General features: G+C 68.6%; 25 protein-coding genes and 1 tRNA gene. 7 read left to right on the forward strand and 19 right to left on the reverse strand.

What is annotated here, in order from left to right:
* Positions 1 to 93: 93 nt before the first annotated feature.
* The 14 genes from KYX17_RS16515 to rplU form a co-directional block, all read right to left on the reverse strand.
* Positions 94 to 1,134 carry a glycosyltransferase family A protein gene (locus KYX17_RS16515; protein WP_243228017.1) on the reverse strand — a complete coding sequence of 347 codons (1,041 nt, stop codon included), beginning with the start codon at positions 1,132 to 1,134 and terminating at the stop codon, positions 94 to 96.
* Positions 1,131 to 1,766, reverse strand: a complete 636-nt coding sequence (locus KYX17_RS16520) for a hypothetical protein (protein ID WP_243228018.1) — start codon at positions 1,764 to 1,766, stop codon at positions 1,131 to 1,133. The genes KYX17_RS16515 and KYX17_RS16520 overlap by 4 nt, the downstream gene beginning before the upstream one ends.
* Entirely contained in the window at positions 1,763 to 4,177 is a 2,415-nt protein-coding gene (locus KYX17_RS16525) for a glycoside hydrolase family 3 C-terminal domain-containing protein (RefSeq protein WP_243228019.1), read from the reverse strand. Before KYX17_RS16525 ends, KYX17_RS16520 begins: the two co-directional genes overlap by 4 nt.
* Before the next feature lie 97 nt (positions 4,178 to 4,274).
* Positions 4,275 to 7,181, reverse strand: coding sequence for a glycoside hydrolase family 3 protein (locus tag KYX17_RS16530; RefSeq protein ID WP_243228020.1), 2,907 nt, complete (start codon positions 7,179 to 7,181; stop codon positions 4,275 to 4,277).
* 225 nt (positions 7,182 to 7,406) lie between these two features.
* A tRNA-Ala gene (locus tag KYX17_RS16535) sits at positions 7,407 to 7,479 on the reverse strand.
* Positions 7,480 to 7,546: 67 nt separating this feature from the next.
* Complete coding sequence (gene rsfS / locus KYX17_RS16540) at positions 7,547 to 7,924, reverse strand: ribosome silencing factor (RefSeq protein WP_137416807.1); 378 nt, start codon at positions 7,922 to 7,924, stop codon at positions 7,547 to 7,549.
* Positions 7,921 to 8,877, reverse strand: a complete 957-nt coding sequence (locus KYX17_RS16545; protein ID WP_243228021.1) for a hypothetical protein — start codon at positions 8,875 to 8,877, stop codon at positions 7,921 to 7,923. Before KYX17_RS16545 ends, rsfS begins: the two co-directional genes overlap by 4 nt.
* Positions 8,874 to 9,470: a nicotinate-nucleotide adenylyltransferase gene (gene nadD, locus KYX17_RS16550; protein ID WP_243228022.1), complete on the reverse strand. Its 597-nt coding sequence runs from the start codon at positions 9,468 to 9,470 to the stop codon at positions 8,874 to 8,876. The genes KYX17_RS16545 and nadD overlap by 4 nt, the downstream gene beginning before the upstream one ends.
* An 11-nt stretch (positions 9,471 to 9,481) precedes the next feature.
* Positions 9,482 to 9,706 carry a hypothetical protein gene (locus tag KYX17_RS16555; RefSeq protein ID WP_243228023.1) on the reverse strand — a complete coding sequence of 75 codons (225 nt, stop codon included), beginning with the start codon at positions 9,704 to 9,706 and terminating at the stop codon, positions 9,482 to 9,484.
* Between the two features lie 50 nt (positions 9,707 to 9,756).
* Entirely contained in the window at positions 9,757 to 11,016 is a 1,260-nt protein-coding gene (locus tag KYX17_RS16560; protein ID WP_243228024.1) for a glutamate-5-semialdehyde dehydrogenase, read from the reverse strand.
* Positions 11,017 to 11,025: 9 nt separating this feature from the next.
* Positions 11,026 to 11,853: a glutamate 5-kinase gene (proB, locus tag KYX17_RS16565; protein ID WP_243228025.1), complete on the reverse strand. Its 828-nt coding sequence runs from the start codon at positions 11,851 to 11,853 to the stop codon at positions 11,026 to 11,028.
* On the reverse strand, positions 11,850 to 13,340 hold the full coding sequence (gene obgE, locus KYX17_RS16570; RefSeq protein ID WP_243228026.1) for a GTPase ObgE: 1,491 nt from the start codon (positions 13,338 to 13,340) through the stop codon (positions 11,850 to 11,852). The genes proB and obgE overlap by 4 nt, the downstream gene beginning before the upstream one ends.
* A 76-nt stretch (positions 13,341 to 13,416) precedes the next feature.
* Positions 13,417 to 13,674, reverse strand: a complete 258-nt coding sequence (gene rpmA, locus KYX17_RS16575; protein ID WP_137416800.1) for a 50S ribosomal protein L27 — start codon at positions 13,672 to 13,674, stop codon at positions 13,417 to 13,419.
* 20 nt (positions 13,675 to 13,694) lie between these two features.
* Positions 13,695 to 14,003 (reverse strand): 50S ribosomal protein L21, encoded by a 309-nt coding sequence (gene rplU, locus KYX17_RS16580; RefSeq protein ID WP_137416799.1) that lies wholly within the window; start codon positions 14,001 to 14,003, stop codon positions 13,695 to 13,697.
* Between the two features lie 231 nt (positions 14,004 to 14,234).
* Here rplU and KYX17_RS16585 point away from each other — a divergent pair, with 231 nt between their 5' ends.
* Positions 14,235 to 14,507, forward strand: coding sequence for a DUF4031 domain-containing protein (locus KYX17_RS16585; protein WP_243228027.1), 273 nt, complete (start codon positions 14,235 to 14,237; stop codon positions 14,505 to 14,507).
* An 8-nt stretch (positions 14,508 to 14,515) separates the two neighbouring features.
* On the opposite strand, the gene KYX17_RS16590 is transcribed toward KYX17_RS16585, so the two are convergent.
* A complete protein-coding gene (locus tag KYX17_RS16590; protein WP_374208962.1) occupies positions 14,516 to 16,975 on the reverse strand; it encodes an Rne/Rng family ribonuclease in 2,460 nt (819 codons plus the stop codon).
* 280 nt (positions 16,976 to 17,255) lie between these two features.
* On the opposite strand from KYX17_RS16590, the gene KYX17_RS16595 reads away from it, so the two are divergent.
* The 6 genes from KYX17_RS16595 to KYX17_RS16620 all read left to right on the forward strand — a co-directional run bounded on the left by KYX17_RS16595 (position 17,256) and on the right by KYX17_RS16620 (position 20,976).
* On the forward strand, positions 17,256 to 17,858 hold the full coding sequence (locus KYX17_RS16595; RefSeq protein WP_243228028.1) for a vitamin K epoxide reductase family protein: 603 nt from the start codon (positions 17,256 to 17,258) through the stop codon (positions 17,856 to 17,858).
* Between the two features lie 78 nt (positions 17,859 to 17,936).
* Positions 17,937 to 18,335, forward strand: coding sequence for a YbaB/EbfC family nucleoid-associated protein (locus KYX17_RS16600; protein WP_243228029.1), 399 nt, complete (start codon positions 17,937 to 17,939; stop codon positions 18,333 to 18,335).
* A 4-nt stretch (positions 18,336 to 18,339) separates the two neighbouring features.
* Complete coding sequence (locus KYX17_RS16605; protein ID WP_243228030.1) at positions 18,340 to 18,639, forward strand: WXG100 family type VII secretion target; 300 nt, start codon at positions 18,340 to 18,342, stop codon at positions 18,637 to 18,639.
* Complete coding sequence (locus KYX17_RS16610) at positions 18,636 to 18,956, forward strand: hypothetical protein (RefSeq protein ID WP_243228031.1); 321 nt, start codon at positions 18,636 to 18,638, stop codon at positions 18,954 to 18,956. Before KYX17_RS16605 ends, KYX17_RS16610 begins: the two co-directional genes overlap by 4 nt.
* Positions 18,953 to 20,536, forward strand: coding sequence for a hypothetical protein (locus KYX17_RS16615; RefSeq protein ID WP_243228032.1), 1,584 nt, complete (start codon positions 18,953 to 18,955; stop codon positions 20,534 to 20,536). Before KYX17_RS16610 ends, KYX17_RS16615 begins: the two co-directional genes overlap by 4 nt.
* 2 nt (positions 20,537 to 20,538) lie before the next feature.
* Entirely contained in the window at positions 20,539 to 20,976 is a 438-nt protein-coding gene (locus tag KYX17_RS16620; protein WP_243228033.1) for a hypothetical protein, read from the forward strand.
* Between the two features lie 73 nt (positions 20,977 to 21,049).
* Here KYX17_RS16620 and ndk read toward each other — a convergent pair whose 3' ends face one another.
* Genes ndk through ileS form a run of 4 tightly spaced genes read right to left on the reverse strand, consistent with a single transcriptional unit; the run spans position 21,050 to position 26,624 of the window.
* Positions 21,050 to 21,466, reverse strand: a complete 417-nt coding sequence (gene ndk, locus KYX17_RS16625; RefSeq protein WP_243228034.1) for a nucleoside-diphosphate kinase — start codon at positions 21,464 to 21,466, stop codon at positions 21,050 to 21,052.
* 6 nt (positions 21,467 to 21,472) lie between these two features.
* Positions 21,473 to 21,880, reverse strand: a complete 408-nt coding sequence (locus tag KYX17_RS16630) for a DUF4233 domain-containing protein (RefSeq protein WP_137416790.1) — start codon at positions 21,878 to 21,880, stop codon at positions 21,473 to 21,475.
* Positions 21,877 to 23,241: a folylpolyglutamate synthase/dihydrofolate synthase family protein gene (locus tag KYX17_RS16635; protein WP_243228035.1), complete on the reverse strand. Its 1,365-nt coding sequence runs from the start codon at positions 23,239 to 23,241 to the stop codon at positions 21,877 to 21,879. Before KYX17_RS16635 ends, KYX17_RS16630 begins: the two co-directional genes overlap by 4 nt.
* Entirely contained in the window at positions 23,238 to 26,624 is a 3,387-nt protein-coding gene (gene ileS / locus KYX17_RS16640; protein ID WP_243228036.1) for an isoleucine--tRNA ligase, read from the reverse strand. The genes KYX17_RS16635 and ileS overlap by 4 nt, the downstream gene beginning before the upstream one ends.
* Positions 26,625 to 26,825: the final 201 nt, after the last annotated feature.

The raw sequence follows: 26,825 nt of genomic DNA on the forward strand, positions 1-26,825 counted from the left end.
TACGGCGATGATGACGAGCCGGCCGCGGGTTCGGCCGGTCTCCCCATCGATCGTAGACGGGACGTCGTGCACGTGAGGAAGCCGGGGCTCGTCTCAGCTGAACCCGACGACGCGACGAGCCCAGTCGTAGGCCAGGCTCGTCGCGCGGCGACCCGCCTGACCCGGGAGGTTGCTCACCGCCCCGAGGAGGCTGCGACGCATGCGCGTATACAGCCAGGGGTTCTCCGCACGCACTTCTCGCCAGAACCGGTCGCGCTCGACGAGGTGACCCGCGGTCCCGGCTCGGGCCAACGTCGCGCTCGTGACCGCGCACACCCCCTCCACGTGGTGCAGCAGCGCACGGTACAGCTGCGCCGGTACCTCACCGCGAGTGACCGCGTGCGGAGAGGGAAGCGCGGCAAGTGCCAGCCGGTTCACCCTCAGCTGCTGCTCCACCCGTCGCACCATGACCTCCGGTGCCACGGACTGGCCAGGTCGGCCCACGTGATAGCGGTAGAGCGGAATCGGCAGGTACCGCATCCGACGCACCAGCGCCAACGGGGTCATCACGTAGAGGTTGTCGACGTAGAAGGTGTGCTCGGGAAGGAGCAGCCCGCTCGCGCGCACGAGCTCCGTGCGATACACGATCGCGTGCATCATGAGCACCTGACGGCGCCCGAATCGCTCCGTATCGGCCCACTCGAACACGCCGTCCGAGGGGAACACCGAGTCGAAACGCGCAGCGCGCGCCGACTTGCCGACGCGCTCGTGCACGAAGTCGGTGAACACCGCGTCGACGTCCGCGGCCTGCAGCGCCACGAGCTCACGCACCAGGCGGGCGAGCGAGGCGATGTCGAGCCAATCGTCCGCATCCAGGATCTTCACGAACGTGCCGCGTGCGGCGGCGAGTCCCGCGTTGATGGCGCCACCGTGCCCGCGGTTGGGCTGGTGGATCACCCGCCGGGACGCGGGGCGCCGCGCGGCCCAGTCGTCCGCGAGCGCGCCGGTGGCGTCCGTCGAGCCATCATCGACGACGATCACCTCGACGCCGGCGACCGCGTCCAGCTCCGATAGCGCGCGCCCCAGGTACTCGTCGGCGTCGAACGCCGGTACGACGATGGACAGAGCCGGCGCGACGGGCGTGCGGTTCGTCATCGCTCGACCTTGTCGCCCGGCTCCGCCACCACCTCGACCTCGGTCGGCACCTGACGGAAGATCACCTTGAAGATCGGGTAGAACACCCAGAACGAGATCGCCGCGTTGATGATCATCGTCAGCACATCGGCCACGACGGATCCGCTCGAGCCCCATCCGAGGGTCACCATGAAGAAGTCGTAGATCGGCGCCTTGTAGAAGCCTTGAGCCGCGGCGGCGATGAAGGTGATCGCCACGTAGGCGACCGTGTACCAGCCGGCTGCCACCCACACCGAGGTGTTCGACTTGAACGTGATGTTGCGCTGCAGGAAGAAGTTGATGACCTGGGCGATGAGCAGTGTGATCTGCACCGCCAGGAAGTACGCCAGCCCGCCACCGCCGGCGGGAAGCGCCCCGGCGGCGTAGTCGAACATGTAGTACTGGCTGCCGTCGACGTTCGAGCCGACGGGCAGCACCTGGAATCCGACGTCCGTGAGTCCCGTGAAGCTCGCGAAGCCCCAGCGGAAGATCGGCATGAGCGCCAGCTGCAGCACGGTGACGCCGTTGGACAGCAGCAGGAACATGATGAACTTCGACAGTTCCGGACGTGAGGTCTGGAAGCGACCCCACCACTTCGAGATGGCGGTGATCATCGTGTGCTCCTGTTCCCTGCAGCGGCGTCGAACGCCTTCTTCGTCGCCTTCTCATCGCGTCGGCCGCCAACGTAGGCGGCGATCACGCGTCCGAGGCCCCGCAACGTCTGCCCGTTCACGAGCGTCAGCACGGCACCGGTGAGCCGGCGGGTGGCGAGCCCGCCGCTCATCTTCGAGATGACCCGGAACGGCCCGTTCAGCAGGAACAGCACGTTCAGGTCGGGAGTGCCCGCCGCATCCGCCTTGCGGCGCCTTGCGTCGAGGATGCGGAAGCCGAGCCGCCCGAGCGGACTGCGCGCCTCGGCGAGCCGATCCATCGGGTCGTTCTCACCGAGCGGCCCTGCGGGCCAGCGCGGATCGGGCACCTCGCGACCGAGGAGTGTCGCGAACTCGGCATCCGTCAGCGAGGCTCCCGTCCGCGCGGTGGGCGCCGGTGCGACGCCGTCGCGTTCTACGGTCGTCGACAGCTCGAGCGCTTCCACGTGTGCGCCGACGAAGATCTCGTAGGCGCCCCGCTCGACGACCCAGGCATTCGCGGCGGCGTCGAAGACCCGGAAGGTGCGCTCACCGAACGGCAGCGAGACGCGGCGCGATTCGCCCGCGTCGAGGCGTACCTTCGCGTACCCCTTCAACTCGCGACGCGGACGCGCCAGCGCACTCTCACCGGCTCGTCCGACGTACATCTGGACCACGTCGCTCCCGGCCCGAGAGCCGGTGTTCGTGACCGTGACGTGAGCGCCGTCGGCATCCACCTCGAGATCCGAGTACGCGAATCGCGTGTAGCTCAGGCCGTAGCCGAACGGGAAGGCGACGGGGACTCCGGCCGTGTCGTAGTGCCGATAGCCGACGAACGGCCCCTCGCGGTACTCGGCGGTGCGGGCAGCGCTCGGGAAGGTCTTCGCGGTGGGCGTGTCGGCGAGAGTGTGCGGCATCGTCTCGGCCAGTCGTCCGCCCGGGTCGACAGTGCCGGTGAGCACATCCACGATGGCCTCGGCGCCGGCCTGGCCGCCGAGGTAGGCGTGCAGCAGCGCAGCCGCATCCGTCGCCCACGGCGTCGACACGACGCCTCCGGCGCTGATCAGCACGATGGTGCGGGGGTTCACGCGGTGCACATCGCGGAGCAGGCGCACCTGCTCTTCAGGCAGGTCGAGGGTCGCGCGGTCCATGCCCTCCGACTCGGCGATCTCGGGAAGCCCGAGACTCAGCACCACGACGTCGGCGCGTTCCGCGAGCGTCAGCGCCTCGGCGCGCAGTGCCTCGTCAGCACGGCCGTCGCGGCGGAATCCCTCCGCGACGCCCACGACGTCCAGGGTGGAGTTCGGCAGCACGTCGGCGAGGGTCGGAAGGATCGTGGGGTTCACGAGCGAGGATCCGGCGCCCTGGTAGCGGGGCGCGGTGGCGAAGGCGCCGATGAGTGCGACCCGCGTCCCCGCCGCGAGCGGCAGCAGGTCGCCCTCGTTGCGCAGCAGCACGGCGGACTCGGCAGCGGCGCGGCGGGCGAGCGCGTGATGCGCGGGAAGGTCGACGATAGCGGCGGCGCGCTCGGTCACGCGGCGCACCAGGTCGATGAGCTCGGTGACGCGGGCGTCCAGATCTGCGATGGCGAGCCGGCCGGACTCGACGGCGGCGACGATCTCGCGGGCCGAGTCGAAACCGGGCGAGGGCATCTCGAGCGCGGCACCGGCGGCCACGGCGGCGACGGCGTCGTTGGACCCGCCCCAGTCGGAGATCACTGCGCCGTCGAAGCCCCACTCGTCGCGCAGGATCTCGGTCAGCAGGTGGGCGTTCTCGTGGGCGTAGACGCCGTTGACGAGGTTGTACGAGGACATGATCGCCCACGGGGCGGCCTCGCGGACGACGATCTCGAAAGCGGTGAGATAGATCTCGCGCAGCGTGCGCTCGTCGACGACCGAGTCGCTGACCATGCGGCGCAGCTCCTGGCTGTTGACCGCGAAGTGCTTAGGAGTCGCCGCGACACCTTCGGACTGGATGCCGCGGACGTAGGCGGCGGCCAGTCTGCCCGCGAGCTCCGGGTCTTCCGAGAAGTACTCGAAACTGCGGCCGCCGAGGGGGCTGCGCTTGATGTTGAGGCCCGGTCCGAGCAGGACGCCGACGCCTTGCGAGGACGCCTCGCGGCCGAGCGCCGCACCGATCTGCTCGGCCAGCTCATCGTCCCAGCTGCCGGCGATCGTGGCGGCGGTCGGGAAGCAGGTCGCGGGTTCTGAGCCGTTGATGCCGAGGTGGTCGGCCGATCCCACCTGTTTGCGCACACCGTGAGGGCCGTCCGCCAGCCACACGGGCGGCAGCGCGATGCGTTCGATCGCTCGCGTCTGCCACGTGTTGGCGCCGCTGAGCAGGGCCGCTTTCTCGAGCAGCGAGAGACTCGCTACGAGCGAGGGGGTGTCTTTCACAATGGGTCTTTCTTGGTCGTTCGCATCGCGCGTCGAGCGCGGGAGGACAATCGCGGTTCGGGGCCGGGCGCGGCGGCCCGGCCCCGAACGTGCCGTGTCAGGACGAAGCGAGCTCGTCGCCGACCGTCACCGGGCGATTGCGGTGACGGCGGACGCGGACGATGATCCACACCACTCCCGCGGCCACCAGCAGTGCCAGCACGACGGTGCCGACCGTGATCCAGAACTCCCACGCTGCGGGCTGGTACGTCAGCGTCGCTCCCGGAGCCATCCCGTTCACCGCGTTGGAGTTCGCAACGGTGTACAGCAGGTTGTGGGCGGCGTAGCGGATGTTGGACTGTGCGAAGGCACTCTCGGTGTCTTCGACCGTCTTCATCCCCGCGAAGGTCAGCATGTGGTCGGTGCCGCGAGCGGCCCACGCCTCATCGACATACATGTAGGGATAGAGATTGAAGTCGGTGATCACGAAGCCCGTGAAGCCCCACTCGCCGCGCAGCACGTCGTGCATGAGCGCCGCGGAGCCACCGGCCCACGTGCCGCCGATGCGGTTGAACGAGCTCATCATGGCGGTGGCACCGATCTCGGCGGTCTGCTTCGTGCCGTCGGCGTCGTAGTACGACAGCTCGCCGCTGGCGTTCTTGACGATCATCTCGAACGGCTTCAGATAGATCTCACGGATCGTCTGCTCGGTCGCCCACGTCGCGATGCCGTTGCCGTTAACGCGGTTCGTCTCCTGGTCGTTCATCGCGAAGTGCTTCGTGAACGAGTAGACGCCCTTCGTGAGCGCGCCGTCCACAGCAGCCGTGGCGAGAGCCCCGGACAGCACCGGGTCCTCGGAGTAGTACTCGAAGTTGCGGCCGGCGAACGGAGAGCGATGCAGGTTCGCGGCAGGTGCGTACCAGCCGTTTGCCCCCATCGTGAGCGCTTCGTTGCCGATCGCGACACCCATCGCGTTGGCGAGTTCGACGTTCCACGTCTGTCCGAGCAGGTACTCGGACGGGAAGGCCGTTCCGGTCCACAGATCGGGGTTGATGAACGAGCTGAACCCGGCGGGACCGTCGAGGTCGTTGGTCCGGATCTTGCCGATGTCCGGGAGACCGGCCGTGTTGTACGCACCCGAGGTGAGCATGTCGACGACCTCGTCCAGCGTGAGCTGGTCAAGCAGGGCGTCCCACTTCGGGTCGTCGTACGCGAGTCCGCGCATGTCGACGAGTGAGACGTCGCCATCTGCGCCCCACACGGGCGCCTCGGAGTCCGTGTCTGCCGCAGCGGCCGCGGCGGCGTCGTACGGAGCGAAGTCGGCGATCGTCGCCTCACTCGCCTCGAAGTCGGCTCCTTCTGGCGCCTTCGGGAACGTCCCGGCGAAGTCCGCACGGGACAGCGCAGTCACCTTGCCCTCGGAGAAGGCCGCGGTGACATCCTCGAAGTGGTTGGTCGCCGCCGTCTCGTCGCTCGCGCGCCCCTCGGTGTAGGTGACCTTCTCGTCGACCGTGTACGTGATCGGAGCGGTGCCCGCGGCGATCGTGTGGGAGTCGTTCTGCACCTTGATCTCGTAGACGCCGGCGTCGAGCACGTATGCCCCGTCGCCGGTGCTGTCGTAGGACGCCATCTCCTCGACGGGAACGGTGAGGGTCACCGTCTCCGACGCGCCGGGCTCGAGCAGGCTCGTCTTCGCGAACGCTCCGAGCACGACGGAGGACTTCTCGACCCCGCCCGGCGTGTAGGGCGCCGTGTAGTAGAGCTGCACGACATCCTTGCCTGCGACCGCGCCGGTGTTCGTGACGCTCACGTCGACGGAGATGTCGCCGTCCACATCGCCGAGACGCTGTCCGGTGATCGCCTTGTCGAAGCTCGTGTAGCTGAGCCCGTAGCCGAACGGATAGACGACGGCCTGGTCGTAGTCGATGAAGCCTTCGACAGCCGCGGTCTCGTAATAGCGGTAGCCGACGTAGATGCCCTCTTCGTAGTCGACGAAGTAGGCGTCGTCGACGTTCGTGTAGGCGAAGTCGCCGAAGTTGACGAAGGTCGGATCAGCGGTGAAGTCGCGCGAGAACACGTCGACCGTGCGCCCCGAGGGGTTGATGTCGCCGCTCAGGATGGGTCCCAGCGCGTTGAATCCGTTGACTCCAGGAGAGCCTGCCAGGATGATGCCGTCGATACCCTCGTCGTCCTGGAGAGGACCGAGCTCCATGGACGTCGATGCGTTCACGACCACGATGACGTTCTCGAACTGGCTCTTGGCGAGTTCGAGCAGGTCCTTCTCATCGGCGTTGAGCTCGAGCTGGTGCTGACCGGGCTCTGCGCGCTCGTCCCACTTCTCCATGTTGGTCGCGAGATCTCCGCCTTCGCCGCCGGCACGGCCGATGACGACGATCGCGGCGTCCGCGAACTCCGCGAAGCTGTCGCGCGAGGCCTGCGAGTAGTCGGCGACCGGCATCTCACCGATGTTGTAGTTCGACTCCTCGGGCTTGTCCATGACAATGTTCGTCCGGCCGCCCTCCGCCGCCGGGTTCGCCTCGGCGAACGCCGCGAGCTGGTCGTAGACCGTCCCGTTGACTGTGAAGCCGCCGTTCTCGATGCCGGCCTTGATGTTCACCGCAGTGCGGGTGTCCGCCGTTCCGGAACCGGAGCCGCCGTAGACGGGGTCGGCTGCGCCGCGGCCCAGCAGTGTGACGGCGCCGGCCGCCAACGGCAGAGTCCCGTTGTTCTTGACGAGGGTCATGCCCTCGCCCGCGATCTCCTCCACGAGTTCGGACGACGCGCTCTTGGCCTCTTCGTTCGTCGCGTAGTCGGCCGTGTAGTACTCGGTGTCGAGCTTGTCGCCGTCCGCCGTGTTGCTGATCGCGTAGGTTCCCGCGCCCATGTACGACTCGATGGCTCCTCGATACATCCCGATCGCGATGTTCGCGCCGATGGCGATGATTGCCACCACGGCGACGATCGGGATCCAGATCGCGAGGAACCTCTTGTTCGACATCGGCTTCCGAGCCGTCGTTGAACTCACTGTGTTCTCCTCTGTGTGCAGACCTCCGTCATCGGAGGACGGCCCGGGCGTCAGCGCACCGGTGCCGAGTCCTATTTCACGCGCTCGGCACGGCCCGCATCGGGCTCACGCACAACCTGTCGCTTTCGGCGCACGAACTGTGCGTTCCCGTGCCGGGACGCCGTCGATCGGCGCCGGGAAACGAGTGAAGGCCCCCGCTTCGCGGAGGCCTTCGTATCGTGAGGGTGGACCTGAGGGGACTCGAACCCCTGACCCCCTGCATGCCATGCAGGTGCGCTACCAGCTGCGCCACAGGCCCTCTGTCACCCGTCCGGGCAACTCATTCAGCTTACAACACGGATGAGTCGTGAGCGAAATTAGCCCGGTCACTCCGGGCGCGTCGGCACCGGCAGGTCGATGGGAACCGTCGGGCAGTCCTTCCACAGGCGCTCGAGACCGTAGAAGACGCGCTCCTGCTCGTGGAAGACGTGCACGACGAGGTCGCCGAAATCCAGCAGGATCCAGCGCGACTCCTCGCGGCCCTCCCGGCGCAGACGCTTGACGCCGTGCTCGAGCAGCTGCTCCTCGATCTCGTCGGCGATGGCTGCCACGTTGCGCTCGTTGCGCCCGGTGACGAGCAGGAAGATGTCGACGAGCGGAAGCGGCTCCGACACGTCGAGTGCCACGAGATCCTCGCCGCCCTTCGCGTCGGCTGCGCGCGCGGCGATCTGCAGCACCTCGACGGATGCATCGGTCAACGTCATGAGAAGAGTCCTGTCGATACGGCGAACACCAGCACGCCGACCAGCGCGAGCGCAAGCGCACCGGCGGTGATGGCGAGCACGAGCATGAGGCGACTGCCCTTCTCGGGCGCCGGCGGACGGATGATCTCGTCCGCGCTCTTGATGGTGCTGATCGCGGCGCTGGCCGCGATCGGGGTGGGAGAGGATGCGGGCGGCAGCTCACCGTCCACGAGAACGGCGTCGGCTTCCTTGCCGTCGGTGGTCCCGGGCGCGTGGCCGCGCGAGCCGAGTCCCTCGGGGAGCGCGAACGTGCCGGTGATGAGCACCTCGCCGGTCGCCGCGATGGGAGACGTGAACGCATCCGCCGACGGCGTCTGCGACAGGATCAGAGCGTTCGGCGTGGCGATGCTGCCCGTCGAACCCTCCCGCGTGAGCAGGTGGTCGAAGGAGGGCGGGAGCGCGACCTCGGGCACTCCGCCCTCGAGCAGCGCGGAGCCGAGCTGCGGCGACACCACGGGCGCGGGCTCATCGGCCAGGGCCGCCTCGGCCGCGGCCAACGGCGTCTCGTCGGCGGGCCGCTCGTCCTCGCTCGGGGCGAATAGCGCCGTCATGCCACCGGTCTCGGTCGCGGGCTCGTTCTCCTCGGCAGGCTTCACCATCGCGGGCGGGGCTTCTGCACCCGCGTCAGGGGTGATGACCGGAACGGAAGCCGTACGGATGCGTTCCTGTTCGCGCGCCTGGCGCCGAGTCAGCGGCGAGACGCCCAGGTCGACGCTGGCATCCGCGCGCGGCGCGGGCGGGACGATGGCGGGCGCGGCGGCGCGCGGAAGCGGGGCGACCGGCTCGGGCTTCGGCTCGGGCGCGCTGGCGGGAGCGTCCTGCGGGTTCTGGATCGGGGTCGATCCGGTGTTGCGCAGGTCGCGCATCTGGCGCCGGGTCAGCGGCGGAGTGCTGGGCTGGTCAGGGTTGCTCATGCCTTACTCCGGTAGAGGTGGTGCTTCGCAATGTACTGGACGACTCCATCCGGAACGAGGTACCACACCGGTTGTCCGTTGTGCACGCGGTTCCGACAGTCCGTCGAAGAGATGGCCAGGGCCGGGATCTCGAGCAGACTCACGTTCTTGCTCGGTAGTCCGGCCGCCGATAGCGGGTGCCCGGGCCGGGAGACCGCCACGAAATGGGCGAGGTCCCACAGTTCATCATGGTCCCTCCAGCTGAGAATCTGCGCCACGGCATCGGCTCCCGTGATGAAGAAGAGCTCGGCGTCCGGACGCTGGGCTTGGAGATCGCGGAGAGTGTCGATCGTGTATGTCGGCCCGGAGCGGTCGATGTCGACCCTGCTCACGCTGAAGTCGGGGTTCGAGGCGGTGGCGATCACGGTCATCAGGTAGCGATGCTCGCTCTCGGTGACCTGAGACTTCTGCCACGGCTCGCCTGTGGGCACGAAGATGACCTCGTCGAGGCCGAAGGATGCGGCGACTTCGCTCGCCGCGACGAGGTGTCCGTGATGAACCGGGTCGAAGGTGCCGCCCATCACCCCGATGCGCGGCGCTCGACCTGCGCTCATCTGTCCGAGAGTCAGTGGCCGTGTCCGCGCGGCTCGAGATCGGCCGCGTGCTTCTTGGCGTACGCCTCCGCCTTGTGCGCGTGACGGTTGGCGACGTTGCGGTACGAGAGGGTCACGAGCGCGAGGGCGGTGAAGACGATGAGCGCGATGATCCCGTATCCGACGGTCTCCGCGGCGACGTTACCGTGGTGCTCGGCCTCCTCGGCGACAAGGGTGAGGAAGGGGGCGAGGCTCATCGGTTCTCCGATCGATCGGTGGGGCGCACGGGCGCTCCCAGCTTAGTCTGTCAGCCGCGTACCTGCCCGGAGCCACGGACGACCCACTTGGAGCTCGTGAGCTCACGCAGGCCCATGGGACCACGGGCGTGCAGCTTCTGGGTGGAGATGCCCACCTCGGCGCCGAAACCGAACTCGCCGCCGTCGGTGAAGCGTGTGGAGGCGTTCGCCATGACGACCGCGGAATCGACCTCGGCCAGGAAGCGCTCGGCGCTGCCCTCGTCGTCGGTGATGATCGACTCGGTGTGGTGCGTCGAGTAGCGACGGATGTGATCGAGCGCCGCATCCAGATCGTCGACGACGCGCATCGCGATGTCGAGGCTCAGGTACTCCGTCTCCCAGTCCTGCTCGTCGGCGGGGACGATTCCGGACGCGAGCTGCGCCACCGTCTCGTCGCCGTGCACCGTCACACCCGCCTCCTGCAGGGCGGCCACCACGGGACCGACGACACGCGGCGCGGCCGCGCGGTGCACGAGTACCGTCTCGGCCGCGTTGCAGACGCTGGGACGCTGCGCCTTCGCGTTCACCACGATCGCTTCGGCACGTTCGAGCGGTGCGCTCTCGTCGAGGTAGACGTGTACGACCCCCGCGCCGGTCTCGATCACCGGAACGGTGGATTCGGTCACGACGGTCTCGATCAGCTGCGCGCTGCCCCGGGGAACGAGCACGTCGACGATTCCGCGGGCGTGCATGAGTTCGGTGGCGCCCGACCGACCGAAGGCATCGAGCGTCTGAATGGCTTCGGGGTCGACGCCCTCCTCCGTCAGCGCGGCGCGCATGGCGCCAACGAGAGCCGCATTGCTGAGCTCAGCGGCGGTGCCGCCGCGCAGCACGACGGCGTTGCCGGAGCGCAGGGCGAGCGCCGCGATGTCGACGGTCACGTTGGGGCGCGCCTCGTAGATCGAGCCGACCACGCCGAAGGGGACGGAGATCTTCTGGAGGTTCAACCCGTTCTCGAGAGTCTTCTCCTCGAGCAGTCGTCCGACCGGGTCCGGCAGCAGGGCGACTTCCCGCACGGCCTGAGCGAGAGCGTGCACGCGCGCGGTGTCGAGAGCCAAGCGGTCCAGCAGTGCGGCGGAGAGGCCCTGCTCGCGCCCGCGATCGAGGTCCTCGCCGTTGGCGGCGACGATCTCGTCCGTCGCGTCTTCCAGCGCGTCGGCGATGCGATCCAGCAGCCTGCTCTTCTGCGGGTCCGAGAGCCGTGCGATCTCGCGCGAGGCGGTCTTGGCGAGCAGCATCCGCTCGCCTGCGGTGACGGTCGTCAGACTCATCCGCTCAGTTTAGCGACGCGTCAGGACCGGTCCGGTCAACGGATGCTCGACGGGATGCGGGTTGGGTGCGAACCACGTGCCCACCTCACCGCCGCCGAGGGCGGAGTCGACCAGGTCGATGCTCGTCACCAGCACGGCGACACCGGCTGCCGCGGCGAGCCGTGCCGCCGAGACCTTCGTCGCCGCTCCCCCGGTGCCGACACTGTTGACGACGACGGACCCGAACTCGTAGCCCGACAGATCGTCTCCGTAGGGCACCTCGGCGATCGGTCGCGCCCCGGGCTCGTCCGGCGGCCGCGTGTACAGGCAGGCGATGTCACTGAGCAGCACGAGTGCGTCGGCGCTGACCAGCTGGGCGACGAGCGCCGCAAGACGGTCGTTGTCGCCGAAGCGGATCTCGTGCGTGGCGACCGTGTCGTTCTCATTGACGATCGGCAGGATACGCAGCCCGAGGAGACGCTGCATGGCCCGGCGGGCGTTCGAGCGGTGGGTCGGGTTCTCGAGGTCGCCCGCGGTCAGCAGCACTTGTCCTGCGACAACCGCGAACGGGCGCAGCGCCTCCTGGTAGCGGTAGACGAGGATGTTCTGACCCACCGCTGCGGCCGCCTGCTGCGTCGCGAGGTCGGAGGGCCGAGCATCGAGCGCCAGGAAGGGCATTCCGGTCGCGATCGCCCCCGACGACACCAGGACGACCTCGGTACCACGGCCGTGAGCGGCGGCGAGAGCCTCCACGAGGGGCTGGATGTTCGCCGCGTTGTCACCGCTGATCGAGGACGAGCCCACCTTGACGACGAGGCGCCTGGCCGCGGGCAGGTCGGCGCGTGAGCTCACGCTCACTCCTCGCCCTCGCGAATGCGCTCCGCCTCCAGCTCGGCGCGTGCGGCGGCCTTGGCGTCCATCCGCTCGTGATAGCGCTCGCGTCGCTGGTTGGTCGTTCGACGGCCGTCGAGGTTGAAGCGCGGGTCGGTGCCGCGCGGCGCCGTCATGAGCTCCGCGGCGGAGGACAGCGACGGGTGCCAGTCGAACACGACGCTGTCGCCTTCGCCGATGACGACGGTCGCGCCCGGCGTCGCTCCGGCGCGGAACAGTTCGTCCTCGACGCCGAGCTTGTCGAGGCGGTCGGCGAGGAAGCCGACGGCCTCTTCGTTCTGGAAGTCGGTCTGCTGCACCCACCGCACCGGCTTCTCGCCGAGCACGCGGTACACCGGACCGTACGTGCCGCCCTCCACCCGCACCGAGAACTCCTTCTCGGCACCCTTGGGTCGGATGATGATGCGCTCGGGCGCGGGCTCCGCGGCGACCTCGGCACGGTGCTTCTCGACGATCTCGCCGAGCGCGAAGGTGAGCTCTCGCAGACCCGCGCGACTGACCGTCGAGATCTCGAACACGCGATAGCCGCGCTCCTCGAGATCGGGACGCACGAGGTCCGCGAGATCGCGCGCTTCGGGCACGTCGACCTTGTTCAGCGCGACGACCTGCGGGCGTTCGAGGAGCGGAACCTGACCCTCGGGCACCTCGTACGCGGCGAGCTCGGCGAGGATCACGTCGAGATCGGACAACGGATCACGGCCCGGCTCGAGTGTGGCGCAGTCGAGCACGTGGACCAGCGCGGTGCACCGTTCGACGTGGCGCAGGAACTCCAGCCCGAGTCCGCGCCCGTCGCTGGCACCCTCGATGAGCCCGGGCACGTCGGCGACCGTGAAGCGCACGTCGCCGGCCTGTACGACACCGAGGTTCGGGTGCAGCGTGGTGAACGGGTAGTCGGCGATCTTGGGGCGCGCCGCCGAGACCGCGGCGATGAGGCTCGACTTGCCCGCGGAGGGGTAGCCCACCAGCGCGACGTCGGCGACCGTCTTCAGCTCGAGGCGGACATCGCCTTCCCAACCGGGGGTGCCCAGCAGCGCGAACCCGGGGGCCTTGCGCTTGGTCGTGGCAAGAGCCGCGTTGCCGAGTCCGCCCCGTCCGCCGGGTGCGACGACGAAGCGGATGCCGGGCTCCACCATGTCGGCGAGCACCGTGCCGTCCTCGTCCTTCACGACCGTGCCGACCGGCACCGGCAGCTCGACGGGCTCACCCATCGCGCCGGAGCGGTTGTCGCCCATCCCGAAGCCGCCGTTCTCAGCGGTGCGGTGCGGCGAGTGGTGGTACGACAGGAGCGTGGTCACCTGGGGGTCGGCGACGAGGATGATGTCTCCCCCGTTGCCGCCGTTGCCGCCGTCGGGGCCTGCGAGCGGCTTGAACTTCTCACGGCGCACCGACACGCAGCCGTTGCCGCCCTTGCCCGCGCGCAGGTGAAGCGTCACTCGATCGACGAACGTGACCATGTGTGCGCCCTCCTGGATATGAAGCGAGGGGCGGGCCGAAGCCCGCCCCTCGCCGACGTCTGCGTATGACGGCGGATTACTCCGCGGCGCCCACGATGTTGACGACCTTGCGGCCGCCCTTGGTGCCGAACTGCACGGCACCGGCCGACAGCGCGAACAGCGTGTCGTCGCCACCGCGGCCGACATTGGCGCCCGGGTGGAAGTGCGTGCCGCGCTGACGGACGATGATCTCGCCCGCGTTGACGACCTGGCCGCCGAAGCGCTTCACGCCGAGGCGCTGTGCGTTCGAGTCACGACCGTTACGAGTCGAGCTCGCGCCCTTTTTGTGTGCCATTTCTTCGCCTCTTCCTGGACTTACTTGATGCCGGTGACCTTGACGCGCGTGAGGTCCTGACGGTGCCCCTGGCGCTTCTTGTAACCGGTCTTGTTCTTGAACTTCTGGATCACGATCTTCGGGCCGCGCTCCTCACCGAGGACCTCGGCGGTGACCGTCACCTTGGCGAGCTTCGCCGCGTCGGTCGTGACCGCGTCGCCGTCGACGAGCAGGACGGCCGGCAGCTCGAGGGTCTCGCCGATCTTCGCCTGCTGGCGGTCGAGAACGACGATCGTGCCGACCTCGACCTTTTCCTGCCGGCCGCCGGCGCGCACAACTGCGTAAACCACTTCACACCTGTTTCGTCTTGGGAGCGCTCGGCTCCGATTGTCTGGAGGGACTCCGCCATGGGCGGAGAAGTCCGGTGATGCATCGACTCGCACATCGTCAAGCCGGGTGCCCAGCGATAGGGCGACGCACCAAAGGAAGAGTTTACCCGATCGAGGGCCGAGGTGGCAAAAGGAGCCGGAGCGCGTGTCGCGCGCGCCCGGACGCCCTCGGCAGCGCCCTACGATCGTCGGATGGCGATCCTCATCGACGACCCGCGCTGGCCCGCCCACGGCCGTCTGTGGTCGCACCTCATCAGCGACAGCAACCTCGATGAACTCCACGCCTTCGCCGCCGCCAACGGAATCCCCCGGCGTGGCTTCGATCTCGATCATTACGACGTCCCCGATGACGCGCACGAGCGGCTCGTGTCCGCCGGCGCGCACGCGGTCGACGGTCACACGCTCGTTCGAGCCTTGATCGGCTCAGGGCTGCGCATCACCGCCCGCGAACGCCGCGGACGGTGACGCCGCGATCACTCGCCGTCGGGAACGTGGACGACCGGAGTGCCGGTGAGCGCGGCGGTCGTCACGCGGCGACGCCCGCGCCCCTGCCCCGGAGCCTTCGGCTCGGGTAGCGCGTCCAGGACGGAGTCCAGCAGCAGCTCCTTCTCCGACTTGGGCTTGGCGTCGTGGCGCGGCTTCTTGCGCTTTGCGCGAGGACGCTCCTCCACCTGCTCGACGACCTCGACGGATGCGATCGAGACCTCGACGTCGGAGACCATCGCCTCCTCGGAACCCGGATGGATCGTGGATGCGGCGATCTGAGCCAGAGCCGACTTCACCCCTGCGGTGATGACGTGCGCCTGACCCGCCGGGGCCGGCGGCGGCGTGTTCTGCCGCGAGCGACGGCCGTTGCCGTTGGTGTTGCCGCCGTTGCCGTTGCCGTTACCGGCACCTCCGCGGTGCTTCACGACCGGGTCGTGGTGCACGATGACCCCACGCCCGGCGCAGACCTCGCAGGCCTCGCTGAAGGTCTCGAGCAGGCCGAGACCCAGCTTCTTGCGGGTCATCTGCACGAGGCCGAGCGAGGTGACCTCGGCGACCTGGTGCTTCGTGCGGTCGCGGCTCAGGCATTCGATGAGCCGTCGCAGCACGAGGTCGCGGTTGGACTCGAGCACCATGTCGATGAAGTCGACGACGATGATGCCGCCGATGTCTCGCAGGCGCAGCTGCCGGACGATCTCCTCCGCGGCCTCGAGGTTGTTCTTGGTGACCGTCTCCTCGAGGTTTCCGCCGGATCCGACGAACTTCCCGGTGTTGACGTCGACGACCGTCATCGCCTCGGTGCGGTCGATGACGAGCGAACCGCCGGAGGGCAGCCAGACCTTCCGGTCGAGGGCCTTCTCGATCTGCTCGGTGACACGGAAGTCGTCGAACGGGTCTCCCCCGCCCTCGTAACGCTCGACGCGCTCCAGCAGGTCGGGCGCCACGGCCTCGAGGTAGCCCTCGATGGTGTGCTGCGCCTCCTCGCCCTGGATGAGCATCTTCGTGAAGTCCTCGTTGAAGACGTCGCGCACGATCTTCACGAGCAGGTCCGGCTCGGAGTGCAGCAGGGCGGGCGCCTGGACGGACTCGTTCTGGCGACTGATGTGCTCCCACTGCGCGGTGAGTCGCTGCACGTCGCGCGTCAGCTGCTCCTCGGTCGCCCCCTCGGCCGCAGTGCGGACGATGACGCCGGCGGACTCGGGGAGAACTTCCTTGAGGATGCGCTTGAGGCGTGCGCGCTCGGTGTCGGGGAGCTTGCGGGAGATGCCGTTCATCGCACCGCCGGGGACGTACACGAGGTACCGACCGGGCAGTGAGATCTGACTCGTCAGGCGCGCGCCCTTGTGCCCCACGGGGTCCTTGGTGACCTGCACCAGCACCTTGTCACCGCTCTTGAGCGCGAGCTCGATGCGGCGCGGCTGGTTGCCGGTCTCCACCGCATCCCAGTCGACCTCACCCGAATAGAGCACGGCGTTGCGGCCGCGGCCGATGTCGACGAAGGCCGCCTCCATGCTGGGCAGCACGTTCTGCACGCGACCGAGATAGACGTTGCCGATGAGAGAAGCGTCCTGATTGCGCGCCACGTAGTGCTCGACGAGCACGTTGTCCTCGAGCACGGCGATCTGGATGCGGCCGTTCTTCGAGCGGACGACCATCACCCGGTCGACGGCCTCACGGCGCGCGAGGAACTCCGCCTCCGTCACGACAGGGCGGCGCCGTCCGGCGTCACGACCGTCGCGACGGCGCTGCTTCTTGGCCTCGAGTCGGGTCGAGCCCTTGATGCGCTGCGGCTCGGTGATGACCTCGACGGCCCGCTGACGCGGCGGACGAGCGGGCTGTCCGCTGTCAGAGTCGTCGCGCTCCGAGCCGCGTCGCCGACCACGGCGGCGGCTCGACGACGACGGCGTGTCCTCATCCTCCGGCTCCGGGAGGGCCGGCAGGGGCACGACCTCGGGGGCGTAGAAGTGCAGCTGGGTGGACACGGCCGAGACGAAGACCTCGGGCAGCAGTCCCAGTGAGACCGCTGTGACGGGACCCGGCTTCTCCTCAGGCGCCTCCTCGACGACGGCGGCCGACTCCTCGGTGGAGACAGCCTCCTCGGCGGATGCGGGCGTCTCCGCCTCAGCGGATGCGGGCGCCTCGGCAGCCGGTTCCTCCGCGGAATCGGCTGCAGCCTCAGCGTCCTCGGGCCCCAGGGAGCCTTCTTCGGCCGACAGCGACTCGTCTACGGGAGAGTCGGGCGTCTGGGAAGGCTCTGCGACCACGGGCTCCGTCACGGCGTCACCCGTCGTTGCACCCTCGGGCGCCTCTTCCCCCTCGACGGATGCCGGGGCATCGCCGAGCGCGGACTCCTCGATCGAGCCAGAGGGCTCGTCCACGGGGAACGTCAGCTGCTCGTCACCCTGCTCATTGCGATCATCGGACTGGTTTGCGTCATCGGCCTTCACCGGCGTACTCCTCACCGGGGCGACACCGCGCGTCGCCCGGCAAAATCTCGTGCGGCGCCGCACCAGCGGTGCCGTCGGCTCATTCGGTCTGCAGCCGGCACACGGCACGGGCTGCGCGGGCGGTCATTGCCCGAAGTCTGCGTCGATGACCCGCACAGCGCGGCCGCGCAGGACATCAACAGCCATTATCGCACTTCCGGCGCCGATCCGTGTCAGGCGAGGCCACAGCACCGTCGCGGTCCTCAGCGCGCGCATGAGAAGGCGGTGTCATAATCCGAACATGTCCGACTCTCAGGCTCCCGCACGCCCGATCGCTCTGGCCATCTGGCTCATCGTCGCCGGAGTCGTCGGTTGGATCGCAGCGTTCTCCCTCACGACAGAGCGTTTCCACCTCCTCGCCGACCCGAACGCCACGGCGTCCTGCGATTTCAGCGTCCTCGTGCAATGCACCGCCAACCTCCAGTCGTGGCAGGGAAGCGTGTTCGGCTTCCCCAACCCGATCCTGGGGTTGGCGGGCTGGGTCGCTCCGATCGTGGTGGGCGCAGCAATCCTCGCGGGCGCGCGCTTCAACCGCTGGTTCTGGCTGGCGTTCTGGGCGGGCATGGCCTTCGCCTTCGCCTTCGTGTGCTGGCTGATCGGGCAGAGCATCTTCGCCCTCGGCACCCTCTGCCCGTGGTGCATGGTCACCTGGTCGGTGACGATCCCGTCGTTCTTCGCCGTGACGCTGCACGTGCTGCGCAACGGCGCCGTCCCCGTCGGTGCGCGAGTTCGCGACGTCGCCGGAACACTGGCCGCCTGGGTGCCGCTCATGGCGGTCGTGGCCTACGCGATCATCGCCGTCCTGGCCGAGACGCGCCTCCACGTGCTCGCCACGCTTGTCTGATCGGGGCGCTGTCCACAAGGGTTCCCGACGAACTTCTCCGGCTCGCTAGGGTGATGGCGAGTCAGGGGAGCGAACTCGATGTCACTGGAAGCAGACAGCCTGGCCGCGCTCGAAGCGGCACGGATGCGCGTCATCGCACAGACCGAACGGGCGCGCACCGCGGCCCACGACGCGGCCCGTATGGCCGACGACGTCCGCGACGCGCGGGCCAGCGTCAACTCGGTCGGCCGCGAGGTCACGGTCACAGCCCGCGCGGGCGGTGCGATCGAACAGGTGGACATCGCCTCCGAGGCCTTCGACCTGGATGCGCGCACGCTCTCGCGTCTGGTCACCGACACCGTTCGCGAGGCGCAGCGCGCCGCAGCCGAGGTCGCTCTGGCCCGCATGGCGGACTCGCTCGGGCCCGACTCCCCCATCGTCGCTCAGACGCGCGAGCAGGTGCTGGCTCAGTTCGGCGCCGGCACCGATCTGCGGTGACGCGATGCTGGATCAGCTCACGGTGACCCCCGCACGCCTGGCAACAGCGGCCACGAACATCCAGGCAGCCGCAACGGCGATCGACGCCATCCTCGAGCAGCTCGACGACGACGCGAAGACCCTCCGCTCCCAGTGGTCCGGAGACGCCCAGATCGCCTTCGACGCCGCCCGTCTCCGCTTTTCGGACTCGCTGGAGAGCCGCACCGAAGCGGTCCGCAAGATCTGCGCCGCGCTGGACAACCTCGCTGATGCGTACTCCAACATCGATCTCGAGAGCGCACGTGCGCTGGGGGTGTCGGCATGACAGAGGCAGCCAACCAGCGCATCGTCCTCGACGGTGAAGTGCTCAACTCGCAGGTGAAGACGCTCCGCACCGCCGCGAGCACGTTCTCCACGGTCTCCGGCTCGGTGAACGCTCCGCTGTCCGCAGACGCATTCGGCCTATTGAGCCAGGGCATTCTCGTGCCCGCCGTGCAGGCGCTCGCCGGACGCTCCCGCGAGCTCCTCGACACCGCGCGAGAGCTGACCGAGCGTATGGGCGACGGAACGGAAGCCGCTCTGAAGGCGTTCTCGACGCTCGAGCAGAATGCCGTCGATGCGTTCAAGGGAGAGGACTCGTGAGCGGCGCCGCCGCGATCGCGAGCGAGATCCGCAGCGGAGGATGGGCGCAGGGCCTGCCCGCATCCGGTCCGGGCGGCGACGCCTGCGCGCAGATCCCCGGCTTCGCCGGTCTGCTCCTCAAGTACGTTCAGCCGCTGCGAGAACTCTTCGATGAGCTGCTGGGAAACTCCGCCGAAGTCGCCGGCTTCGCGGCGACGTGGGAGGACGCGGCGGGCGACCTGGCCCAGCTCGCACCGCAGTTCACGAGTGCCCGAAACGCACTGGCGGAGCTCGACGGACGCACCGTGCGCGCGCTCCGCGAGCGGTACGAGGATCTGTCGGTCATCGCGACGGATGCGGCGGAGTGGACATCCGCCACGGCGGGCGCGCTGCGACTCGCGGCGCGCATCGTCGATGCGACGCGCTCGTTCGTCTGCGATCTGTTGGTGCGCCTCTCGCGCTTCGCCGATGAGCTGTTCTCCTTCACGCTGAATCCGTTGGAGGCCGCGGACCGGATCAAGAACTTCGCCGAGGCCGCCTACGACCTCGTGCAAGCCGGAGGACGCCTCGCCAACGATCTGCTCGAGGCGCTCTTCGCGCTCGCCTCCCTGATCCAGCGCCTGCAGCCGCTGATCGACGAGGCGTTGGCGGAGCTGAAGGAGATCGTCGCCCAGATGCTGCCGGTCGTCGGCGGCGTCATCGGCACCGTGGTCGGAATGACGATGGGTAGCGCCCTCTTCGGCCCCCCGGGCTTGTTCGCCGGTGCGCTCGGCGGCGGCGGCCTCGGGACGGTCCTGGGGGGTGCGGGCCAGAACTTCCTGCAGAAGGATGCCGACGTCGAGGAACTCGACCCGGCGACGCTCGACGAGAAGCAGCGAGAGGCGTGGGAGCTCTCTCAGAAGGTCACCGATCTGAACTCCCTCTCGGACCTCGTCCGCGTCAACGGGACCACCGACACGATCGGCGGCGAAGGCGCCTCCGTCATCGACATCAAGAAGGTCCGTTCTGCGGACGGCACAGAGCACTGGATCGTCTCGCTGCCGTCGACGCAGGACTGGCAGCTGCTCGGCGACAAGGGCGCTCTCAACGACCGTGACTCGAACGTCGCGCTCATGATGGACAACCCCGCATTCAAAGCGGTCTACGAGCGGGCGGTGCTCGAGGCGATGCAGGACGCGGGCATCTCCCCTGGCGAGGACGTCGTGCTCACGGGCTTCAGCCAGGGCGGCATCATGGCGGCGAACCTCGCGTCGGACCCTACATTCCCGTACAACACGGTGGGCGTGGTCACGAACGGCTCACCGATCGATTCGTTCACTGTGCCGCCGAACATCCCGGTTTACGCCTTCCAGCATGAGAACGACGCCGTGCCGAAGCTCGACCTTGACGTCGACAGCCCCACGCCGATGAACGTCAACCGGGTCATCCTCCCCCCGGTCGGCAACATCATCGACGCGCACAACAACCCCAACTACGTCGCCTCCATCGAGAAGTGGGAGCAGCAGTACCGAGCCGTCTACGGCACCCCTCCCCCGGGTCTCGACCTGATGACCGGTGAGGTGATCGAGCACTCGCTCTTCACCGCGGGCGAAGGGCGCTGACGATGGCCGCACGACGATCTCTTCGCGCCACGGTCGGCGCCGTGATGGCGGCAGTGGTGGCGATGATCACGGGCTGTGCACAACTGCCGTTCACCGACGGGTCGTTCGAGAAGAAGATCCCGGCCGCGATCGAGCAGGCCTCGTTCCCCGTGCAGAAGGCATGGGCCGACAAGGGCACCGACGGACTGACCACCTATCTTGCGGTGGGCGTGACGCTCGCTCAGGACGAGTTCACCGCAGAAGATCTCCGCGAGATGCTCAAGATCGTTGCGGCGAACAACACGATCAACGCCACCCAGTTCCGCATCTACGTCCGCGACCCCGACGACGACTCCATCGATCTCACGCCGCTGTTCACGCAACTCGGGGTGCAGAATCTGCTCGGCTACGGCGACACGATCAACGCGGAAGACCTCGAGCGGGTGACCTCGAGCGGATGAGCTCACCCTGACACTCGATCATGACGAAGCCCGCCTCTCGACCGAGAGACGGGCTTCGTCATGAGAGTCAGGCTCAGCCGAACCAGATGCCGAGCTCGCGCGCGGCGGACTCGGGGCTGTCGCTGCCGTGCACCAGGTTCTGCTGCACCTTGAGACCCCAGTCGCGACCGAAATCGCCGCGGATCGTACCGGGAGCCGCGGTGGTGGGGTCGGTGGTGCCGGCGAGGGAACGGAACCCCTCGATGACGCGGTCTCCGGCGAGGCGGATCGCCACCGACGGGCCCGACATCATGAACTCGACGAGGGGCTCGTAGAAGGGCTTGCCCTCATGTTCGGCGTAGTGCTGCTCGAGGCGCCCACGGTCAGGCTCGACCAGACGCAGGTCGACGAGCGCGTAGCCCTTCGCCTCGATGCGGGCGAGGATGGCGCCGGTGAGCCCGCGGGCCACACCGTCCGGCTTGACGAGGACGAGGGTTTCTTCGATGGCCATGGTGGGTCAGTCTCCGTTCGCAGTCGCGGATGCGGCGGCCAGACGCGCGTTGCGGCGGTCCAGCGATGCTCCCTTGATCGTCGCATACGCCCACATGCCACCGAAAATGAACGCGACCAACAGAATGGCGGGCTCGAGGATCGCCGAGGCTGCCAGGAGCACCTGCAGTGCCCATCCCAGCGCGATCCCCCATCGCCAGCGCACGACCCCGCTCGCGGCGATCATCACGACGGCGAAGACGGACCCCACCACGATCGCCCACCACGGCTCGACACCGTCGGGAGTGGACTTCAGGCCGTAGATCACCAGCCACGCGAGAAAGACGACGATCGTCTCGAAACCGAGCACGACCTGCGCGAGCGACTCCTGCGCGCCGCGCTGACGCCGCACGCGCGGCGGACGCTTCCCGCTCACGCCGACCACCCGTCCTTCCATGCCTCGGCCTCTGCGAGCGCGAGCGCCTCTCCCGCCAGCACGACGGAGCCGGCGATGACCACTGCGCGTCGATCGGATGCGGCGGCCCACTCCCGAGCCGCCTCGGCCGCGTCTGCGAGGTCGGTGTGGACGGTCACGCGCAGGCCCTGCGCCTCGACGACGTCCGCGATCGTGTCGGCGTCGTTGGCCCGTTCCGAGTCGGGAGCGGTGGCGAACACGTGGGCGGCCACGGGTGCGAGGGCCGCGACGATCCCCTGCGCGTCCTTGTCACCGAGCACACCGAGCACGATGCCCCACTCGTCGAAGTCGAACGCTCCGCGCAGTGCCTCCACGAGAGCCGTGGCTCCGTGCGGATTGTGCGCCGCATCGACCACGACCGTCGGATGCGCACCCACCAGCTGGAGGCGCCCGGGCGAGGTCGCCTGGCCGAGGCCGTCCGTGACGACATCGGGAGCGAGCGCCTGCGAGCCCGCGCCGATGAGCGACTCGACGGCCGCGATCGCCAGGGCGGCGTTGCGACCCTGGTGCTCTCCGTAGAGCGGCAGGTACAGCTCCGCGTAGTCACCGGCCAGCCCCTGCACATCCAGGAGCTGTCCCCCGACGGCGAGTCGATAGGACCGCAGCGCGAAGTCGGTGCCCTCGACCGCGATCGTGGCACCGCGAGCGGCTGCCGCCTCGCGCAGCACGCGATCGACCTCCGGCTCCTGCGCGGCGGAGACGACCGCGGCGTCCTGCTTGATGATGCCCGCCTTCACCCGGGCGATCTTCTCGATCGTGTCGCCGAGACGGTCGGCGTGGTCCATCCCGACCGGGGCGATGACGGCGACGTCGCCGTCGGCGGTGTTCGTCGAGTCCCACTCGCCGCCCATGCCGACCTCGATGACGGCGACATCGACGGGAGCGTCGGAGAACGCCACGAACGCCAGCACCGTGAGCACCTCGAAGAAGGTGAGCCGGGCGCCGCCCTCGGCGATCAGCTCCGCATCCACCAGGTCGACGAACGGGAGGATCTCCTCCCACGCCTCGACGACCGCGGCATCCGCGATCGGTTCGCCGTCGACCATGATGCGCTCGGTGAAACGCTCCAGATGCGGGCTCGTGAACAGGCCGGTGCGCAGCCCCATGGTGCGCAACAGGCTCTCGATCAGCCGGCTCGTGGACGTCTTCCCATTCGTGCCCGTCACGTGAACCACGCGATAGGTGCGCTGCGGGTCGTCCAGCAGCTCGAGCACGCGCCGGGTGCGCTCGATACGCGGCTGCACCCACTGCTCGCCCTGCCGCTCGAGCAGCGCCGCGTACACCGCATCCGCTCGGTTGCGCTCGTTCTCGGTTCCGCTCATCGTGCGACCTCCACTCGTGCGACGCCCACGGTGAACGCCCCCGCGTTCGCGTACGCTCCCGCGGCGAACTCCCCCGTGTACTCGACATCGTGGCTGTCGACGGCTCGTCGAACGCGCTCAGTGCCGTCGGTGCTCGTCACCAGCGCCTGGAGAGCCAGGGTCTCCCCCGCGACATCCGCCGCATCGAACGCCGACGCGACCGCGTCCGCGTCCGCGGCATCCGCGAACGTCAGAACGAGCCGGATGCGGTCGCTGACCTCGAAGCCCGCGGCCTTGCGGGTGTCCTGCACGGCGCGGATCACGTCGCGTGCCAGACCTTCGGCCTCGAGGGCGGGCGTCGTCGCGGTCGCCAGCAGCACGAAGCCACCTCCGCCCAGGACTGCCAGCGCCTCGCCGTCCGGGCGCCCGCTGGTCTCGAAGACGAGGTCGTACTCCGCGGGTTCGAGGGCGATGCCGCCCGCCGTCACGACGCCGTCGCGCTCGGACCAGTCGCCCTCCTTCGCGGCCCGGATGACCTGCTGCACGAGCTTTCCGAGCCGGGGACCAGCGGCGCGCGCGTTGACCGTGAGGCGGTGCGTGATGCCGTACTCCGCCGCGGTGTGCTCGCCGAGATCGACCAGTTCGATCGCCTTCACGTTGAGCTCGTCGCGCAGGATGTCGTCGAACTGCCCGAGAGCGCCCGCGTGGGGAACCACCACGGTCAGCAACGGCAGCGGCAGCCGCACGCGCTTGCCCTCGCGCTTGCGCAGCGCGTTGGCGACCGAAGAGACCTCGCGCACCGCATCCATCGCCTCGCGGATGTCGGCGGCGTCGGCGAAAGCGGATGCGTCGGGCCAGTCGGTCAGGTGGACGCTGCGACCGCCCGTCAGCCCCTGCCAGACGCGTTCGGCGACCAGAGGGATGAGCGGTGCCGCCACTCGGGTGAGCGTCTCCAGCACCGTGTAGAGCGTGTCGAAGGCCTCTTTCGAGCGGGCGTCGTCTCCGACACCGACCCAGAAACGGTCGCGCGAGCGACGGATGTACCAGTTCGTCAGCACCTCGGCGAAGTCGCGCAGGCGTGCGGCGGCCGTCGTCGAGTCGAGCACCTCGAGATCGGCGGCCACGTCGCGCACGAGATCGCCCGTGAGGGCGAGGATGTAGCGGTCGAGGACATCGGTCGAGTCGGTGCGCCACGTCGCCTCGTACCCGGACCCGTCGGGTCCGCCGGCGGCATTGGCGTAGGTGGAGAAGAAGTACCACGTGTTCCACAGCGGCAGCAGGAACTCGCGGACGCCCGCGCGGATGCCCTCCTCGGTGACCACGAGGTTGCCGCCCCGCAGGACGGAGCTCGACATGAGGAACCATCGCATGGCGTCGGAGCCGTCGCGGTCGAAGACCTCGCTGACGTCCGGATAGTTGCGCAGCGACTTGGACATCTTCTGTCCGTCGCTTCCGAGAACGATGCCGTGGCAGGAGACACCGGTGAACGCCGGCCGGTCGAAGAGCGCGCCCGAGAGCACGTGCATGACGTAGAACCAGCCGCGCGTCTGGCCGATGTACTCGACGATGAAGTCGGCGGGTGCGTGGGTGTCGAACCATTCGCGGTTCTCGAAGGGGTAGTGCACTTGGGCGTAGGGCATCGAGCCCGAGTCGAACCAGACATCGAAGACGTCCTCGATCCGCCGCATGGTGGAGGCACCCGTGGGGTCGTCCGGGTTGGGCCTGGTCAGCTCGTCGATGTAGGGACGATGCAGGTCGACGTTACCCTCGGGGTCGCGTGGCAGACGGCCGAAGTCGCGCTCGATCTCCTCGAACGAGCCGTACACGTCGATGCGCGGGTAGGCGGGGTCGTCGCTCTTCCACACCGGGATGGGCGAACCCCAGTAGCGGTTGCGACTGATCGACCAGTCGCGCGCTCCCTCGACCCACTTGCCGAACTGTCCGTGCTTGACGTTCTCGGGAGCCCAGGTGATCTGCTCGTTGAGCTCGACCAGGCGCTCCTTGATGTCGGTGACGCGCACGAACCAGCTCGACACGGCTTTGTAGATCAGGGGGTTCCGGCATCGCCAGCAGTGCGGGTAGGAGTGCTCGTAGCTGGCCTCGCGCAGCAGACGCCCTTCCTGGCGCAGGAGCCGGATGAGGGGGCGGTTGGCGTCGAGCCACAGCTCGCCGGCGACGTCGGCGACCTGCGGCAGGAATCGCCCTCCGTCGTCGAGGCTGACGATCGTCGGCAGGCCCGCCGCATCCGCGAGGCGCTTGTCGTCCTCGCCGTAGGCCGGTGCCTGGTGGACGATGCCGGTGCCGTCGGTGGTCGTGACGTAGTCGTCGACGAGGATGCGCCAGGCGTCCTCGGTGCCCCACGTCTCGGCGTCCGCGTAGTAGTCGAACAAGCGGTCGTACGACACACCCGACAGCTCCGCGCCGACGATCCGGCGCTCCACGGCGCCGCGCGCCGCATCCGCCGAGTCGTAGCCGAGATCCTTCGCATGGGCACCCACGAGGTCCGCGGCGAGCAGATAGCGGTGCGCGCTGGTCTCGAGAGCATCGTCGGGCGTTCCGTCGGGTGCCCGGTGGACATCGGCGGCGCCCGCGGGACCGGCGGGCAGCACGGCGTACTCGATGGCGGGCCCGACTGCGAGCGCGAGGTTCGTGGGAAGCGTCCACGGTGTCGTCGTCCACGCGAGCGCCCGCACCCCGGTGAGTCCCAGAGCCTCGGCCTTCGCGCCGACGAGCGGGAACGTGACCGTGACGGAAGGGTCCTGGCGCATCTTGTAGACGTCGTCGTCCATGCGCAGCTCATGGCTCGACAGCGGCGTCTCGTCGCGCCAGCAGTAGGGCAGCACCCGGTAGCCCTCGTAGGCGAGCCCCTTGTCCCACAGGCTCTTGAAGGCCCAGAGGACCGATTCCATGTAGCCGGTGTCGAGAGTCTTGTAACCGCGCTCGAAGTCCACCCACCGGGCCTGGCGGGTGACGTAGTCCTCCCACTCGTGCGTGTAGGCCAGGACGGACTCACGGGCCTTCGCGTTGAAGGTCGCGACTCCCATGCGCTCGATCTCGTCCTTCTCGGTGATGCCGAGCTGCTTCATCGCCTCGAGCTCGGCGGGGAGTCCGTGGGTGTCCCAGCCGAAGACGCGGTCGACCTTCTTGCCTCGCATGGTCTGGAAGCGCGGGAACAGGTCCTTCGCGTAACCCGTGAGCAGGTGACCGTAGTGCGGCAGACCGTTGGCGAAGGGAGGCCCGTCGTAGAATACCCACTCGTCGGCGCCCTCACGCTGAGCGATGGATGCGCGGAAGGTGTCGTCCGCGGACCAGAAGTCGAGAACCTCACGCTCGATCTCGGGAAAGCGTGGGCTCGGCGTAACGTCGGCAGCGGGCCCGAAGGCCGAGGAACGGGGGTAGGTCATCGTCATCTCGCAGGGGTCGAAGAACTCTTCCTGCCGGGACGACCGAGGCCGCGGTACCACCCTGCTTGCCGGAGAAAACCACCTCCGACCACTTTCACTGCGGCGATGACGGGCCTGCCCCGCTCGGTTCTACTGGGCGCGAACGCTGTTCTTCCGAGTGCTCCCCGGTGATGGCCGGATCTGTGCGTGTACCTGCGATTC

It is taken from the genome of Microbacterium sp. CIAB417, from assembly GCF_022788845.1.